Genomic DNA, 15,582 nt, shown 5'->3' on the forward strand with positions numbered 1-15,582 from the left:
TAGATGATCAGTCCGGGGCTAGACCGGGCAAAGCTCTAAACTGCTACATCAAAAGTCCGGGAATAACTCTTTGGGACAGGCATCTGCTCCCCATCTTCCCGGATTCCTTCCAGGTGAAAGAGGATGCCCTCCTGCATATTCTGCTCAACCTCTTCCCTGGTATTCCCGGTGGCAACGCATCCCGGAAGATCCGGCGAATATGCGGAAAAGCCGGTTTCCGTCTCTTCGATAACAACGAGATATTTCATGATTTGAGTCCCCCTTGCTTAAGGATACTGTTTAAAGTCCCTGGCCCTAAGTCTTCACTTGGTTTCCCGGCTACGGTCACAGTGCCTTTTTTGGTCGGGTGCTTGTACTGCCTGTGGCTCCCCCTGGTCCGGGCAAGATACCATCCGTCCTGTTCCAAAAGCCGTATGATCTCTTTGACCTTCACGTCTCAGCCTATCCTTGCTGCAAGTTGATCACTTTGGCCTGGTCCTGCGCCTGCTCCTGGTTTCCCTTCTGGTCAAAGAGCTTGACTGCCCTCTTGGGTCCGTCTGGTTGCAAATGGCTGTACCGCTCAGTGAGTTGTATGCTGTGGTGTCCAAGAAGCTCCTTGACCACATAGAGGTCGGTTCCGTCCTGGACAAGCCAAGAGGCAAAGGTATGCCGCAGGGTATGGAAGGTCACCTTTTGCCGCCGGTCTGATACGCCTTCATTCAGGCCTGTGCTTTTCACAACCCGCTCAAAACTGTTGCTGACTTCGGTAACCCTCTCACCGAACCTTGAGGTAAAGACGGGCTGATCAGGAGCTTGGCCATTATATAAGCTTTCCAGCATACCTCTTGTGGCCTCGGTAAAATATGCGTACCGGGTCTTGCCTGATTTGCTGTCGCGGATGGTCAGTGTTTCGTTATTCAGGTTCACGTCACCCCAAGTCAACTTGAAGATTTCACCGGCCCGCATCCCTGTGTGGAGTGACAACAAGGCCATGTCATGCAGTTGCTGGCTTTTTTCGGCCAGGGCCTTCAAGAGCTTGTCAGCCTCATCAGGAGTCAAAAACCGGAGTCGCTTATTGTCAAACCTTGGAAGCTTAACTTTCCTGGTAGGTGAGTCCCCACTGACAAGATCTTTGATCCTGGCTGTGTTCCATACCTGCCTAAAGGTAGCAAAGCAGTATTGGGCGGTCTTAGGGCTCTTCCCGGCATCAAACATATTTTTCTTCACCTTCTCCAAATGAAAAGGCTTGATCTGCCTCATGGGCAAGTGCTCCAGGACAGGCTTGAGCCACAAGGTGAAGTGAGATTGCTCAGTGAGCATGGTTCTCTCGGTTTTGTGCTGTTGAGCCTTGTTGTATTTTTCCCAAAACTTGCCAAAGGTGATATTGCTGGCAGCCTCTTGCTTTTTGCGTTCAGCCTCAGCCTCAGCCTCGGCCCGCTGCATCTCCTGCTCTTCTTTCCAGTTCTGTGGACCCTGTCCGGCCTTGATATTGGCCTTGTACTTCTCTGCCTTGTTATACGCCTCTTGCTCGGTCCACCCGGCTGACCAGTGCCCCAAGACAATGACATGGAGCTTGCCCAAGGCCTTGAAGCGCACCCGGTAATACCGATCAAAATTCACCCCCACCTTGGGCCTGTTCTTGTCCACCCTGTATTCCACATAAGGAAGTTTGCCTTTGATCCAGTTTGACATGATGAGCACTCCATTCAAGAAATTTGGGTCACCCCTGGGTCACCCTTTCGGGTAAAACGTAGGGGTTTCAAGTTCCAAAAAGTAAAAGTAAAGTATCATTGAACACCCTGTTATGCAAGAATTTTTCGGCCTTTTTGTATTCCTGGCTTTTACCTTTTATGACCTAATTAAACAGACTCATAACCCGAAGGTCCCAGGTTCAAGTCCTGGCCCCGCTACCAAGATTATCAAGGGGTTGAGAGCATAAGGCTCTCAACCCCTTTTTTTGTCTCCAGTCAATTTGCCCTGCGGTTTCTTTTTTCGTATTGTCTTTTGTTTCCAGCTGGAATAGTAAATAATGAACAAGGCCGCTTTATGGACATGTCCACGTTTCGCATCCTCCCTGCGCTCTTCTTGGTACTCCTTGCCGGGACCGTTTCCGGCTGCGGGATGAACAACTATCTGCTCTCCAAGCAGGACCTGAGCCGGGTCACCGACAGGCTGAGCGCCGTCGAGAAGCAGCTGGAACTGGGGAAAACTGAAACAGAGCTGCTTCTGGAGCACATCCAAAGCCAGGAGCGCCTGCTGCAGCAGACCAGTGAAGAGACCGCATCAGCCCTGGCCTCCCTTGAAGATCAGATCCGGGAGAATCACGTGCAAACCGACACAAAGCTTACCTCTTTGCACAACAGCCTGCAGGCCGAACCACAATCCACCCCGGGACGGCAGCAGCCCACTCTGGAAAGCATCGGCACGGATAAGCTTGTTGTGGGCAGACTGGAAAAGGTCCGGCTCACCCCCCCGGGACGTGTTTTTCATGCCCGGATTGATACCGGAGCCACAACATCTTCCCTGGATGCCAGGGAGATACAGGTCTTTGAGCGAGATGGAAAGCGGTGGGTTCGATTTCAGATCCAAGCTCCGAACGAGGAGACCCTGTACAAGGTGGAGAAGCCTGTTGTCCGACGGGTAAGGATCATCCAGGCCTCAAAGGATGAAGCCGATCGCCGGCCTGTGGTCGAGCTGCAATTCCAGATCGGGCGGATCAAGATGCTGGAGGAGTTTACCCTTGAGGACCGAAGCCATATGGACTATCAGGTCTTGATTGGACGAAACATTCTTCGGGATCTCATGGTTGTGGACGTGGCCAAGGAATTCCTCGCCCCACTGCCCAAAGAAACCAGCAGTGGAAAAGACAACTCATGAACTCCAGGTTCGGATTTTATCTGATCATCTTTATCCTGGTCCTGGCCGGGATCAGTCTCTCCTGGCTCCGACACACCAAGCTCAACGTCCCCTTGCAACCCGGGCAGCAGAAAGCTGTTTGGCTCATCGAAGCCAGGGTGGACTTCGAGGCCCTGGGCAAAGCGGTCCGGGTGAGCTTGAATCTCCCCGACAACCCGCCCGGGTATCGCCAAGTCTCCGGACAGGCTGCCTCAACAGGATACGGCTTTGCTGAGATTGAGGGACCTGAAGGCCGCAGAGCGGAATGGACCAAGCGCAGTGCCCAGGGATCCCAGACCTTGTACTACAAGGCCCAGATGGTTGCGGACCCTCAGGCCGAACATGAAAAAGAACAGCGGCCCCAAACAGCCCCTGAACCGAAAGAGATCTTCTGGGATTCCCTGCAGGCCACAGCCGCTCATCAGCTGGTGGAACAGGCCTATGCCAAGTCCAGCACACCCACCAGCCTGGCCCGGGAGCTGGCCAAGCAGCTGACCGCCTCCGAACCGGACCAGAACGCGTCCCTGCTGCTGAGCCAGTACTCCCTGCCCACCCTGATCATGCGCCTGCTGAACCATGCCGGCATTCCGGCCCGGATTTCCATGGGCCTTGAGCTTCGGGACGCCCGCAGGTATCAGTCCCTTCAGCCCATCCTGGAGGTCTACGAGTCAGAGCACTGGATCCCGGTAGACCCGCGCACAGGCGCCCATGGCCTGCCCCAGAATATGCTCTTGTGGCAGCGGGCCGGGAAATCCCTGCTGGACGTCACCGGCGGCGAAAGCTCGGAAGTCAGCTTTTCCATGCTCCGCCAGACCATGCCGGCCCTGGATCTGGCCCGCCTGCAACAGGATACGGACGGGATTTCCCGCTTCAGCCTGTATTCCCTGCCCATCGAGGAGCAAAGCGTTTTCAAGCTCCTTCTGCTCTTGCCTTTGGGAGCCATGATCGTGACCTTCATGCGCATCATCGTCGGCATACGGACCTCAGGAACATTCATGCCGGTGCTCATTGCCCTCTCATTTCTGCAGACCCAGCTGTTCCAGGGACTGTCCGCCTTTCTGCTCATCGTCGCCCTGGGACTGGTCCTGCGCGGCTACCTCTCCAAGCTCAACCTGCTCATGGTCGCCCGCATTTCCACCCTCATCGTTCTGGTTATTTTTCTGACCTCCATCATCAGCGTCATCGGCCATGAACTGGGCTTCAGCCTGGGCTTGACCATCACTTTCTTTCCGATGATCATCATCGCCTGGACCATAGAGCGGATGAGCATCTTGTGGGAGGAAGAAGGCAGCCGCGAAGTGCTCATCCAGGGACTGGGAAGCCTGAGTGTGGCTATTGTCTCCTACCTGTGCATGCGGATGGACATTGTCCGCCACCTGACCTTCAACTTTCCGGAGCTCCACCTGGTGCTTTTGGCGGCCATTTTGACCATGGGACAGTACACTGGATACAAGCTGAGTGAACTCAAACGCTTTGGAGTGATGCGAGGCAGGAGCTGAGATGTGGATTTTTCCTACCGCCCTGCGCAGACAGGGCTTTTTGGGCATGAACCGCCGCAATGTGGCCTATATCAGCCGCTACAACACCCGCAGCCGCTACCCCCTGGTGGACGATAAGCTCAAGACCAAGCTGCAGGCCGAAAAGTTCCATCTGGCCACGCCGCAACTGCAGGGAGTCGTCCGCTATCAATACGAGATATCCCATTTCCAGCATTCGGCTGCAAACCTGGACGGGTTTGCCGTAAAGCCCTCCAAGGGGGCCGGAGGCAAAGGGATCCTGGTCATAACCGGCCGGGACGGTGAACACTACATTAAGTCATCGGGCAAACGCATCGACATCCATGGTGTCAAACGCCACTTATCCAATATCCTGGCCGGCCTGCATTCCCTGGCCGGAAGCCCGGATGTGGCCATTATCGAGGACCTGATCCGCCCGGTGGAAATGTTTGAGAAGCTCTCCTTTGCCGGAGTGCCGGACATCCGAGTCATCGTGTTCCGCGGCTATCCGGTCATGGCCATGCTCCGCCTCTCCACCCGGGCCTCGGACGGAAAGGCCAATCTGCACAAAGGAGCTGTGGGCGTGGGCCTGGATATCGGCAGCGGACAATGCCTGCACGCGGTTCAGTATTCCCGCCGGGTGACCAGGCATCCGGACACGGACCTGTCCCTGGACACAATTGCCGTCCCGGACTGGAAGGAGCTTCTGGTCTTGGCTGCCCGCAGCTATGAAATTACCAAGCTGGGGTATATCGGTGCGGACCTGGTGGTGGACGCTGAGCGGGGACCTATGCTCCTGGAACTCAACGCCCGGCCGGGGCTGTCCATTCAGGTTGCCAACGGAATCGGTCTCTTGCCCCGCTTGCGGGAGATAGAAAGGATCGACCCCGATTTTGTTCCCAGCCCTGAAGAGCGGGTGGAGTTTGCCATGCGAACTTTTGGCTAGCACAGGCCCTGGAAGAGACAACAGCACGTCTCACTCCCGAATATAGCGTCTCCCCCCGGCAAAAGCGTTCTGGTAGTACCTGCTTCCAAGAGAGCTTATCCGCACATTTTTCCCCGTGCTCGGGGCATGAATGAACCTGCCGTTTCCAGCATACACGCCAACATGGGAAACCCGGCTTCCCGGAGCAAAAAAGACCAGATCCCCCTTTTGCAGCTCCTCTGATCCAACCGGCGTACCGGCCCGGTACTGCTGGCGGGAAGTCCGCGGCAGCTTCAACCCGTTCAGCCGGTACGTGGCCATGGTCAGCCCGCTGCAGTCAAACCCCTCTTCCGGCCGCGTGCCGCCCCACTCATAGGGGATGCCCAGAAATCCCCTGGCCGTCTGAACGATCTGCTCCCCCAGCCTGGGTCCGGCCGGAAATGTATTTCTGGGTCGAAGCACATAGTATTCACGAATATGTCCCGTATTCTGCAGCCTCCGGGCCTTGCGTTCGGCAGCATCTCTGGTGGGAAAGTCGCCGAACCGGACCTTGTACAGTCCCTCCTGTTGAAAGTAGTAGGCCTCCAGACCCTGCCCCTCGAGCCTTGCAGTCAATCTGCGGGCATTGCCAGGCTGAGCAAAGGCCCCGAACTGGATGGTGTATCCCAGGGTGGAAAGCCGGGTCCCGGAGTCTGGATGCTCCCGGGGAGAGCTGGACGGGACCTGTTTCCCCCCGCAGCCGGAGACCAGAACCATGGCGGCAAAGAACGCCAGCAGCAGTCCCCAGGATCGGAAGCCAGAATATGCTTGGTCTCCTCTGAGCATTGAGATTCCTTTCTGCAACAAATATGTGCCGGATCCACCTTATACCAGGACAAGGTCCGGGCTCTTTCCTCCAGGCACGGAGTCTGGCATGGACTTACCCGGCAGCCCAGGTTCCCGGAAGCCTGCATCCGGGACCAGCTCCCGTTCCCTGGCCCAGGAGCTCTGCTGTCTTCAGGGGACGCTGCCGGTGCAGAAGATCCATGTACATCCCAGCCTGCGAAACCTGTCCTAACAGGACAAAACCCTGCAGCTTTGCGTCCTGCAGGTAGAGCTTGCGGAGCCAGTCTTTTCCCCTGGCCACGATTGCCTCGCCCTGCTGTCTGCCGACAACCATGAGCCGAAAGGACAACCCCTTGAGGGAGTTCATGCTCGGCTGAGGCCGGTAGGCCAGTCTTCGGCCCAGGGCATTCTTGCCCGCAATCCAGCCCTGCTGTACTGCCACGGGATACAGTCCAAGGATCCGGCGCTCCCCGGACAAGAGCTCCCTGGCCTGCGCAACATCGCCGCAGGCGAAGATGCCCGGCCGGCTGGTCTGCAGAAAATCGTCGACCACAATGCCTGCATCCAGATCAAGACGTCGAACTCCCATTGCCTCCCGCTGCGGGAGATCAGCCGCATCCGCTCGGGATCAAGCTCTCTTCACCGGTGGGATGCGGGCTATTGTAAAGCTTGCTGTTCATTTTTGTATGCAGCCAGCAAAAGCCGGCATCAAACAAAGGGCTACGCTTTTCCTGGTCCGGACAGAGAGCCGCGCATCAAAAGCTCTATTGCCTGTTCAATCCGCTTCCAGCCCGCATCGGACTGTAGGTCTATCCCTCCGAATGTGCGCATGTTCCGGGATTGGACACTCAAAAAGAAGACCGCCCCGGCCAGCAAGGCGACAACTGCCGAAAGATCGATATCGTCGGGAATCTCACCATGCAGATGCTCAAAATACTCCAAAGCGGTCCGAACCCGGATGTCCTCCAGACGCCGGGAGAGTTCATTTCGCTCCAGGGTCTCCCAGGCCAGGATATCCAGGGTCTGCGGCCTGCGTCTGAGGCAAGTCAACAGGCTTTTGAAAAAAGCGGACATCTGCTCTTCCGGGGTCAGATCCGGAAAATCCGCCGCAGTCTCCGCAAGCAGCTCCGAAGTGCTCGGCCAGAAGTCTCCGGACTCCCCGAATGCAGATACCAGCCCGGGAAGACCGCCAAAGAAACGAAAGATATTTATCCGCTTGACCCCGGCCTCTTCCACCACCAGGTCCTCGTTCAGGCGGGAAAACCCCACCCTGGCCAACAGCCTGCCAACGGCTGCAACCAGCTTCTTCTTGACCTGGGCATGGGTATTGGTGGAAATTACTTTATTCCCGTTCATACTCAGCCCCGTGGCCGGCATCACTCCACTTCCAGATCGAACTCCTCAAATCCGAACCAGGTCCCGCTGTGGGTGACAACGTCCAGCTCGAACTGAACCGCTTCAACATGGGCATTTTCAATCTCCAGGAACTTGGCGAACATGGCCCGCCCATCCTCGGGCAGCTCTGCACTCATCCGTTCATAGAATCTGCTGGTTTCCTTCTCCACCTCCAGGGCCTTGCTCAACTGCTGTTCCTGAAGCCCGCTGTCTTTCTTGGACATATATGTGGATACTTTGGATGCTTGGACCCGAATGGCTTCCAAGGAGGGAATCGTTGACTGCAGCTTTTGCACCGTGATCTGTCCGGTTTCCTTCCACTCCCGCAGCTTGTGCTCCAGATAGTCTACATGACTCTGCTCGTCATCCCCCAGCTTCTGGTAAATCTCTTTCCCCTTGGGATCCTGAGTCTCCTGTGCTCCCTGTAAATAGATATCCCGAAGCCTGTTTTCATACTCCAGGGCTGTCCTTATCGCTTGTTCCAGGTCCATACCCGCCTCCTTGGGGTTGAATCAGCGTATGTCCAGGGCCAATCCATTCGAAAGACCGCCCGCACATAGCATATGTCTGTCTGCACCTGCATCCCAGCCGGAGCACGCACAAAGGGGAGCGAATGATCCCTGAACGAATTCAGCGGACTCATGTGCACTCCCCTGCAGCCTGAAACCACGGCGCCGGCCACTGGGCAATGAAGCCGTCTGGTTTATTTCTTGTGCTCTTTGGCAATGTCCGGGTTGATATTTCCTGAATCCGGCCCTCCGCAATCCGGGGTATAGCAGGACGCATCCACGAACTCGCATTTTTGCCTGCAGCTCGGGCATGTCTCCGGCGGCACGGCTTCCTGGATCGTATGTCCACATTCAGAGCATTTCCACACAGTCATAACATCCTCCTAAGAATACAGGCTTTTAGACACAGAAAGTGGAATTTTATACATAAGAGCTTGCCGTCTCTTCTGTGTGCCGTAAGCGGCAGGCCCGCACATTCTCTAAGTCCCGCCATGGCCTGCACCATACTGCTACGCTAGGCATATCGGCACATACTGTCAACGCCCATGACGTAATGGTTCAGCCCCCTTCCCAAAGTTCAGGGGACCTTGCCCATCCCCGGGCAGCTGAGGAGCCGGGGTATGAACATTCGGCCAACCGTGCGCCTCTTTGACCTTCAACCTGTTCCGAATTATAGCTGGCTGTGGACGTGTCTTCGCATGTAACCAAATCTCAGGTGCAACCGCAGCTGTTCAAGGAGTTTTTGTATGCACAATCTGCTTGACAATATCCAGGAGATCCTGCTCATGGGGCCCGGTCCTTCCAGCGTGCCCCCGTCTGTGTCTCAGGCCATGGCCAAACCCACCATCGGACATTTGGATCCCTACTTCATCAAAATCATGGATGAGATCAAGGAACGCCTGCGCACTGTCCTAAATACCGGCAATGAGCTGACCATCCCCATGTCCGGAACCGGTTCGGCCGGGATGGAGGCCGCCTTTGTCAATCTCATCGAGAAAGACGATCCGGTTTTGATCATCAAAAACGGTGTGTTCGGCACGCGCATGGAGGATGTGGCCGGTCGATTGGGCGCTGACGTGGACACCCTGGAGTTCGAGTGGGGCACTCCTGTGCGCGTCGATCAGGTCAAAGCCAAGCTTGACCACAAGAAGTACGCCATTGTGGCCGTGGTCCACGCCGAGACATCCACCGGCGTCCTCAATCCTGTGGCCGAAATCGGGGAACTGCTGCGGGGCACGGAGACTATTTATCTGGTGGATGCGGTGACCAGCCTGGGCGGCATTGAGATCCGCATGGACGACTGGGGTATTGACGCCCTGTACAGCGGCACCCAGAAATGCCTGTCCTGCCCCCCGGGCCTGGCTCCGCTCTCCTTTTCCCCCAAGGCAGTGGCCAAGCTGGAAGCCAGAAAGACCAAGGTCCCCAACTGGTACTTGGATCTGACCCTGATCATGTCCTACTGGAAGGGCGCCTCCAGGGCCTATCACCATACCGCTCCCATCAACATGCACTACGGCCTGTATCAGGCCCTGCAGGTCATCCTGGAGGAAGGCCTGGACGCCGTGTATACCCGGCACCTGGAAAACCACAAGCTGCTGGTTCAGGGCCTGGCCGACCTGGGGCTGGACATGCTGGTCGAAGAGCAAAGCAGGCTGCCCATGCTCAACTCGGTGAAGATCCCTGCCGGGGTGGACGAGGCCGGAATTCGGAGCAACCTGCTGACCAAGCACAAGATTGAGATCGGTGCCGGACTCGGCCCTCTGGCCGGGAAGATCTGGCGCATCGGGCTCATGGGGCACACCGCCCGGCCGGAAAACGTGCACCGCCTGCTGGAGGCCTTGAAGCAGGAAATCGGCTAGCCGAATGCAAAAAGGGCGGGTCGAATCGACCCGCCCTTTTGTCTGCACCCTGAAAATACTTGTCCGGGCCCGCGTTCTTAGCGACCGGCGGGCCGGGAGGCCCCCGTCAGTCTCTTCCTCAGCAGTCGCTGTTTCTGTCTGCGCTCAATTGCCTTGACCAGCCCGTAGTTCGCGGATTCTACGAATGTTGAGGCCTCTCCGGAGCGGCTGGCTCGGCCGGTCCGCCCGATACGGTGGGTATAGGCCTCGGCAGTATCCGGCATATCGTAATTGATCACATGGTCGATCCGGGCCACGTCGATCCCCCGGGATGCGATATCCGTGGCCACAAGGATTGTAAAGCTGCCTTTCTTGAACCCGTCCAAGACCCTGCGCCGGTTGTTCTGGGACATATTTCCCTGCAGGTCCCGGGCCTGAAATCCGGCTGAATTGAGCCGCTTGGCCAGTTTTGTGGCCATGTGCTTGGTCCGGGTGAAGATCAGGGTTGCCTCTTCCTGCTTTTGCTTCAAAAGGGTCAGGAGCATCTCCGGCTTGGGCATCCGCTCCACTGGGTAGAGGCACTGGGTGATCGATTCCAGAGGGCGCTCATGATCCACCTTGATCCGGACCGGGTCATTGAGAATGTCCTCGGCCAGCCGGTTGATGTCCTGAGGCATTGTGGCTGAGAACAGCATGTTCTGCCGTTTGGTCGGCAGGCTCTGGATAATCTTCCGGATATCGGGCATGAACCCCATATCCAGCATCCGGTCCCCTTCATCCAGGACCAGGAATTCAACCCTGGACAGATCGACTGCCCTGTCCTGCATGAGATCCAGCAGGCGGCCCGGACAGGCCACAACGATATCCGCACCGGAACGGATTTTGGACACCTGCCCGAACTTGCTCACCCCTCCGTACACAGACACGGCCCGCAACCCGGTCTTCCGGCCCAGGGCCTGGAACTCCTCCAGGGTCTGCTCGGCAAGCTCCCTGGTCGGGGACAGGACAAGACTGCGGACCCGCCCTCGACGGCCGTGAACAAGCTTTTCCAGAATAGGCAGGGCAAAGGCGGCCGTCTTTCCGGTCCCGGTCTGGGCAAGCCCCATGACATCCCTGCCCTCAAGGGCGGGGGATATGGCCTGACTCTGGATGGGAGTCGCTGTTGTGTATCCGCAGGCCTTGATTCCGGCCTGAATTTTTGGGTCAAAGTGACATTCGGAAAAGTTCATTGCTGCTCCTTAGTGTTTGAAGCATATTTCGCCTCAATCCACATGCGTTACATTGTGCGTACCTCAGCCTCCGTGCCTGCGGCCCAAAAGCATCCCCCTTTTCCCCTGAACTGCCGCACCATTGGGTGCAAAATCCAAAAAAAACCGGGGACTGAGGATACATCAGCCGCTTTGCACAGCGGACGTCCAGTTCGGTTCAGCCGGATCGGATCCGGCTGACAGCGAGGATCGTGCGTGACTATCTTCCCGGATTGTGCCGGGAAGATGATCGGCAAGCTGGATACCAGGGACTTCAGTGCAAGTGATCAGCTGCAATTCATGCGGGAGGCGTCCATAAGCAGGGAACGCAATGATGGTGCAAGGCACTTGATAGTGAAGAGATAAATGGCCGAAGCCGGGGGGATTCCCCTGAAAAGACCATTCCAAAGGCATCGTCTTTTGGTTGCTCATGCCGGTGCTGCAACCAAAGCGCCGACCTGTGTCGGCTCTGAAATACCCAAGAGAACCGCTGGTCTTATTGCATCAGGGTGGGGATTTCAGTGAACTCGCTTGCAATGGGTTATGATCCAAAACGAAGCTGATGTCAATAGCCTGTTGCACCCCCGGGAGATCTCCAACCGCCGCCATCCCGGCCGGGGTTCTCCCCAGAGGGCTCTTCGACACAGAAAGTGGAATTGCATACATAAGAGTTTGCCGTCTCTTCTATGTGCCGTAAGCGGCAGGCCCGCACATTTTCTTGGTCCCGCCAAAAGGGGGAAACCCGGCACTCACGTGTATGATAAGCTTTCGTCAAACAGAAAGCAGTGACCTGCACGTGAGTAGCCGGGAGGGGGCAGGGATCCCCCTTTGGCGGGAATTAGAAAATACCGGGCCGAAAGTGGGCACACAGAAGAAATGGCAAACTCCAAAAATCCACAGACTACGTTGAAGAACCTCCCAGGAGCTACTTTTCTGCGGACATAATCTCTAGAAAATGACTCACCAGATGAGGGTCAAACTGGGTGCCGGACCACCTTGCGATCTCCTCCAGCGCCTCTTGAACAGGAAGCGCTTTCCGGTACGGCCGGTCGTTGGTCATGGCGTCATATGAATCCACAATGGCCAGAATCCGGCATTCAACAGGGATATCCTCCCCGGCCAGTCCCAGGGGATACCCCTTGCCGTCCCAGCGCTCGTGGTGCTTGAGTATCAAATCGGCGATTCCAGCCAGATCATTTGTTTCCTGGGCTATGCGATACCCCTTTTCTGCATGCTGGCGCATGATCTTCCATTCATCATCGCTCAGGGGGGCCTGGCTTGAACAGGATATGATCTGGTATTCCGACCTTGCCCAAGTCATGGACCTGGGCCAGCAGCTTCAGGGCGGACAGCCGTGCGGAGGACAAATGAACTTTACGGCCGAGCTGCAGACTGAGATTTTCCAGCCTGTGAGCATGCCCGCTGGTAATGAAGTCCCTTTCCTCCAAAGCGGCCATCAGGGCTTTCATGATCTGGGATCTTGAGTTCAGGTCCCGGCTGAGCTTGTCCTGGTACATGAGGTCTTCAGCGCGTTTGAAGGCATAGTCCAGGTTCTGGCTTTCCTGATCCGCACAGGCCAGACCAATGGACAGGCTTAAGGGTATTTTTACAGCATGTTCACGATTGTAGGCATCAACCTGCTCCCGAATCCGGTTTGCTATCTGTTCGCCGTCGTCAGGATCCGTTGTGGGCAACAGGGCGGTGAACTCATCCCCTCCTGCCCGGGCTACAATGTCTGCTCCCCGAAAGGACCGCTGCAGAATCTGCCCGCAGGCCTTGAGCTGATGATCGCCGTACTGATGCCCCATGGAATCGTTGACCAGCTTCAGCCCATCCAGATCCATGCAGATAATGACGATCGGATACTCTCTGCTCTTGTTTAGCCGCTCCAGCTCGTTTTCCAGATAGGCCCGGTTGTACAGCCCGGTCAACTGATCGTGGAAGCTCAGATATCTCAGCTGCTGTTCATAGCCTTTGCGGTCAGTAATGTCCGTCCAGCTCCCGACAATTTCCTGAGGTCGGGCCTGATCATCTTTGATCAGGCGAAGATTGTCCTGGACCCAGAGCACTGAGCCGTCTTTTTTTATGAACCGATATTCATGAACGATCTCCTCCTGGGTGAATATCTTTGAGGAGTTGCGCAGTGCCTGCTCGCGGTCCTGGGCATGGATATGATCTTGCCACCAGTCCGGCTTGAGGATCTCGTCCTGTGTGTAGCCTAATTGCCTGTGTATGTTTGGACTTACCCAAGTGACGGCAAGGGTCTCAGGGTCAAGGGTATACTTGATCACCGGGCTGACGGACAGGATATGCCGGAACCATTTCTCCCGCCTCTGCAGATCGAGCTCCGCCTGTCGTTTTTCGGTAATGTCTGTTGCGCTGCACACAACATATTCCACATTTCCGTCCCCATCCAGCTTCGGGGTCTTGGTTATAGACAAAAGCCTCAGCTCGCCTTGGGCCTTATATGCCCACCTTTCAATGGCGTACGGCGTTCTGGTTGCATACACCCGCAGATTGCTCTGCCTGCAGAACTCAGCCTCTTCAGCGCGCAATATCTGCGCCATGGGCTTAAACTGCACCTGTTCTTTAGACTGCCCCAGAAAATCGGCACGGACCTGATTGACGGCCCCATATGTGTCCAAGTCATGCAGATACCAGAGCTGAGTCGGAATACAGTCCAAAAGAATAGCCTGCTCTTCGTTCTTTTGCCGGCAAAGGGCTTCCGCCTGCCTGAACTCCGTCTGATCGTACAGCATGGAGAGCATTACCTGACGATCGTCAAAGGTGATCTTTTCAGCTGACCACAGGACCTCTATCCGCCTTCCTTGCTTTGTCCTGAGCACAATCGGTTCATCTTTGAAATGTCCATGGGTCTGCAGTTTGGATACGATCCGCTCCCGTACGTTGTAATCTTCCCAATTGCCAAATTCAAAAGATGTGGTGCCGATAATCTCGTCCTTGCTCCAGCCGAATATTTCCGCCCATCTGGCATTAACATCCAAAAACGTCCCGGTACTGATATCCGTGATGGCTTGAGGGGAGGGGCTGGATCGAAAGACCTTGGCAAATCGTTCCCCGCTTGCCTGCACTTCGTGCTCGGCGTTCTTTCTTTTGCTGATATCCACCGCTATGCCATGATAGTGGGTAATGTTCCCCCTCTCATCATGGACAGCCCGAACATTCTCAGCCACCCAGAGCACAGACCCGTCCGGCCGTCGAAGCCTGAACTCATAATCCACAGCCTGACCGTTTTCTTCCAGGCATTGCTTGAAGGACTCCCTGTCCTGTGGATCGGCATAAAGCTGGGTTTTGATGTCCGAGATGGAATCTATCAGATCCTGCGGTGAATCGTAGCCGCACATTTCAGCCCAAGCAGGATTTGCGGATAAAAAGCGACCTTCAGGGGTGGACTTGTAGATACCCACAGGTGCTTTCCAGAAAATGTCGTGGAGTTCTTGAAAATTGTCGGCGAGCAAACTTGCATCATGCCCACTATGTGACGAAAAACCTGCGGACATACAGTCTCCGGATCGAATTATCCATTGGAAGAAGGATGCTCATAAAAAAAGAACCATCTTCTTCAAGCAAATTCGGCTGAATGTCAAACCGCCGGGTGACCATTCAGCCCCCTTCTCAAAGTCTCGGCTTTTCGACACAGAAAGAGGAATTGCATACATAAGAGTTTGACATTTATCCTGGGTCCAAAAGCCACAATTTTGACCTTCGGCTCAGGGAGCGCGAATTTCTCTTGCTGAACCAAGGCACCGGGCATATACTGGTCAAAAAACCGGCAGAGTGACCAGTACGGTCCAAAACCGTGTCCGCTACTCATCCCGGCCGGAAGTGCCTGCTGGATCATCCCGGGCTGAGCGGAGAGCAGCGCCCACCGCCCAGGACGATTATTTTGGTCTGAGCATGAAACAAGGAAACTGGGTGTGTATGCAGCTCCGGAAAAAGAACCAAAGAAAATGGATGAAAGAGGCGGTGGTTGCCCTGAGCTTATTCGTTCTGGGCAGGGCCTTTCAGAGCGGGGCACGCAGAGATCATGGGCTGCAACAGGAGACTGCGGAATGGCCGGAAGGACTGCGCATCACCCTTCAGGTCCTGCCGGATGGTCCCCACCTGAACCTCTGCAAGCAGGACGGACAGATGAAGCACCTGAAACAGGCCGAACGGCCTGCCGACCTAGAGATCAACTTCAAGAACATTGAATGCGCCCTTATGCTTCTCACCCCCAGGATGGGACTGGCCCAGGGCTTTGCCGAGCACAGGATAAGCATAGTCGGGGATCTCAATCTGTCCATGTCCTTTACCAGGTGCATGAACATCATGCTCAGCTATTTCTACCCCGAATGTATCTGCCGGCGCCTGCTGAAAAGGATCCCCCAATCCGATCCTGACCATGCCTTTCATCGCATCCATATCTATTTGGTGGGCATACCTTTCGGAAAGTAAGAGGACACAGAAAGG

17 protein-coding genes are annotated in these 15,582 nt (G+C 55.8%); 5 read left to right on the forward strand and 12 right to left on the reverse strand.

The window, feature by feature from the left end; genetic code table 11:
• Positions 1-35: 35 nt before the first annotated feature.
• From N902_RS0109595 to N902_RS18750, 3 genes are read right to left on the reverse strand one after another with little or no spacing between them, the layout of a single operon-like run.
• Positions 36-248 (reverse strand): type II toxin-antitoxin system HicB family antitoxin, encoded by a 213-nt coding sequence (locus N902_RS0109595; RefSeq protein ID WP_027370768.1) that lies wholly within the window; start codon positions 246-248, stop codon positions 36-38.
• Entirely contained in the window at positions 245-433 is a 189-nt protein-coding gene (locus tag N902_RS0109600) for a type II toxin-antitoxin system HicA family toxin (RefSeq protein ID WP_027370769.1), read from the reverse strand. Before N902_RS0109600 ends, N902_RS0109595 begins: the two co-directional genes overlap by 4 nt.
• Positions 434-441: 8 nt before the next feature.
• Positions 442-1,671 carry a tyrosine-type recombinase/integrase gene (locus N902_RS18750; RefSeq protein ID WP_051564482.1) on the reverse strand — a complete coding sequence of 410 codons (1,230 nt, stop codon included), beginning with the start codon at positions 1,669-1,671 and terminating at the stop codon, positions 442-444.
• Positions 1,672-2,025: 354 nt separating this feature from the next.
• Here N902_RS18750 and N902_RS0109610 point away from each other — a divergent pair, with 354 nt between their 5' ends.
• Genes N902_RS0109610 through N902_RS0109620 form a run of 3 tightly spaced genes read left to right on the forward strand, consistent with a single transcriptional unit; the run spans position 2,026 to position 5,316 of the window.
• Positions 2,026-2,856: a putative ATP-dependent zinc protease gene (locus N902_RS0109610; protein WP_027370770.1), complete on the forward strand. Its 831-nt coding sequence runs from the start codon at positions 2,026-2,028 to the stop codon at positions 2,854-2,856.
• Positions 2,853-4,373 (forward strand): inactive transglutaminase family protein, encoded by a 1,521-nt coding sequence (locus N902_RS0109615; protein ID WP_027370771.1) that lies wholly within the window; start codon positions 2,853-2,855, stop codon positions 4,371-4,373. Before N902_RS0109610 ends, N902_RS0109615 begins: the two co-directional genes overlap by 4 nt.
• Position 4,374: 1 nt before the next feature.
• Entirely contained in the window at positions 4,375-5,316 is a 942-nt protein-coding gene (locus N902_RS0109620; RefSeq protein WP_034622441.1) for an alpha-L-glutamate ligase-like protein, read from the forward strand.
• A gap of 30 nt (positions 5,317-5,346) precedes the next feature.
• On the opposite strand, the gene N902_RS17280 is transcribed toward N902_RS0109620, so the two are convergent.
• The 5 genes from N902_RS17280 to N902_RS0109645 form a co-directional block, all read right to left on the reverse strand.
• On the reverse strand, positions 5,347-6,120 hold the full coding sequence (locus tag N902_RS17280) for an NlpC/P60 family protein (RefSeq protein ID WP_051564483.1): 774 nt from the start codon (positions 6,118-6,120) through the stop codon (positions 5,347-5,349).
• A gap of 94 nt (positions 6,121-6,214) precedes the next feature.
• Positions 6,215-6,709, reverse strand: a complete 495-nt coding sequence (locus tag N902_RS0109630) for an FAD-dependent oxidoreductase (RefSeq protein ID WP_027370773.1) — start codon at positions 6,707-6,709, stop codon at positions 6,215-6,217.
• A gap of 131 nt (positions 6,710-6,840) precedes the next feature.
• Positions 6,841-7,476: a TetR/AcrR family transcriptional regulator gene (locus tag N902_RS0109635; RefSeq protein WP_027370774.1), complete on the reverse strand. Its 636-nt coding sequence runs from the start codon at positions 7,474-7,476 to the stop codon at positions 6,841-6,843.
• 20 nt (positions 7,477-7,496) lie between these two features.
• A complete protein-coding gene (locus N902_RS0109640) occupies positions 7,497-8,006 on the reverse strand; it encodes a hypothetical protein (RefSeq protein WP_027370775.1) in 510 nt (169 codons plus the stop codon).
• Positions 8,007-8,218: 212 nt separating this feature from the next.
• Complete coding sequence (locus N902_RS0109645; RefSeq protein ID WP_027370776.1) at positions 8,219-8,398, reverse strand: rubredoxin-like domain-containing protein; 180 nt, start codon at positions 8,396-8,398, stop codon at positions 8,219-8,221.
• Positions 8,399-8,770: 372 nt separating this feature from the next.
• On the opposite strand from N902_RS0109645, the gene N902_RS0109650 reads away from it, so the two are divergent.
• Positions 8,771-9,883: a pyridoxal-phosphate-dependent aminotransferase family protein gene (locus tag N902_RS0109650; protein ID WP_027370777.1), complete on the forward strand. Its 1,113-nt coding sequence runs from the start codon at positions 8,771-8,773 to the stop codon at positions 9,881-9,883.
• A gap of 77 nt (positions 9,884-9,960) precedes the next feature.
• Here N902_RS0109650 and N902_RS17285 read toward each other — a convergent pair whose 3' ends face one another.
• From N902_RS17285 to N902_RS18760, 4 genes are all read right to left on the reverse strand, one after another.
• Entirely contained in the window at positions 9,961-11,091 is a 1,131-nt protein-coding gene (locus N902_RS17285) for a DEAD/DEAH box helicase (RefSeq protein WP_034622443.1), read from the reverse strand.
• A gap of 162 nt (positions 11,092-11,253) precedes the next feature.
• Entirely contained in the window at positions 11,254-11,541 is a 288-nt protein-coding gene (locus N902_RS19680; RefSeq protein WP_153304185.1) for a hypothetical protein, read from the reverse strand.
• A 493-nt stretch (positions 11,542-12,034) separates the two neighbouring features.
• Positions 12,035-12,352, reverse strand: a complete 318-nt coding sequence (locus N902_RS18755) for an HD-GYP domain-containing protein (protein WP_051564484.1) — start codon at positions 12,350-12,352, stop codon at positions 12,035-12,037.
• 13 nt (positions 12,353-12,365) lie between these two features.
• The gene (locus tag N902_RS18760) at positions 12,366-14,630 is read right to left on the reverse strand and encodes a PAS domain S-box protein (RefSeq protein ID WP_084288149.1); all 2,265 of its coding nucleotides are present in this window, start codon (positions 14,628-14,630) and stop codon (positions 12,366-12,368) included.
• Positions 14,631-15,051: 421 nt separating this feature from the next.
• Here N902_RS18760 and N902_RS0109675 point away from each other — a divergent pair, with 421 nt between their 5' ends.
• Entirely contained in the window at positions 15,052-15,567 is a 516-nt protein-coding gene (locus N902_RS0109675) for a hypothetical protein (RefSeq protein ID WP_027370778.1), read from the forward strand.
• Positions 15,568-15,582: the final 15 nt, after the last annotated feature.

It is taken from the genome of Desulfovermiculus halophilus DSM 18834 (assembly GCF_000620765.1).
Lineage (GTDB): Bacteria > Desulfobacterota > Desulfovibrionia > Desulfovibrionales > Desulfothermaceae > Desulfovermiculus > Desulfovermiculus halophilus.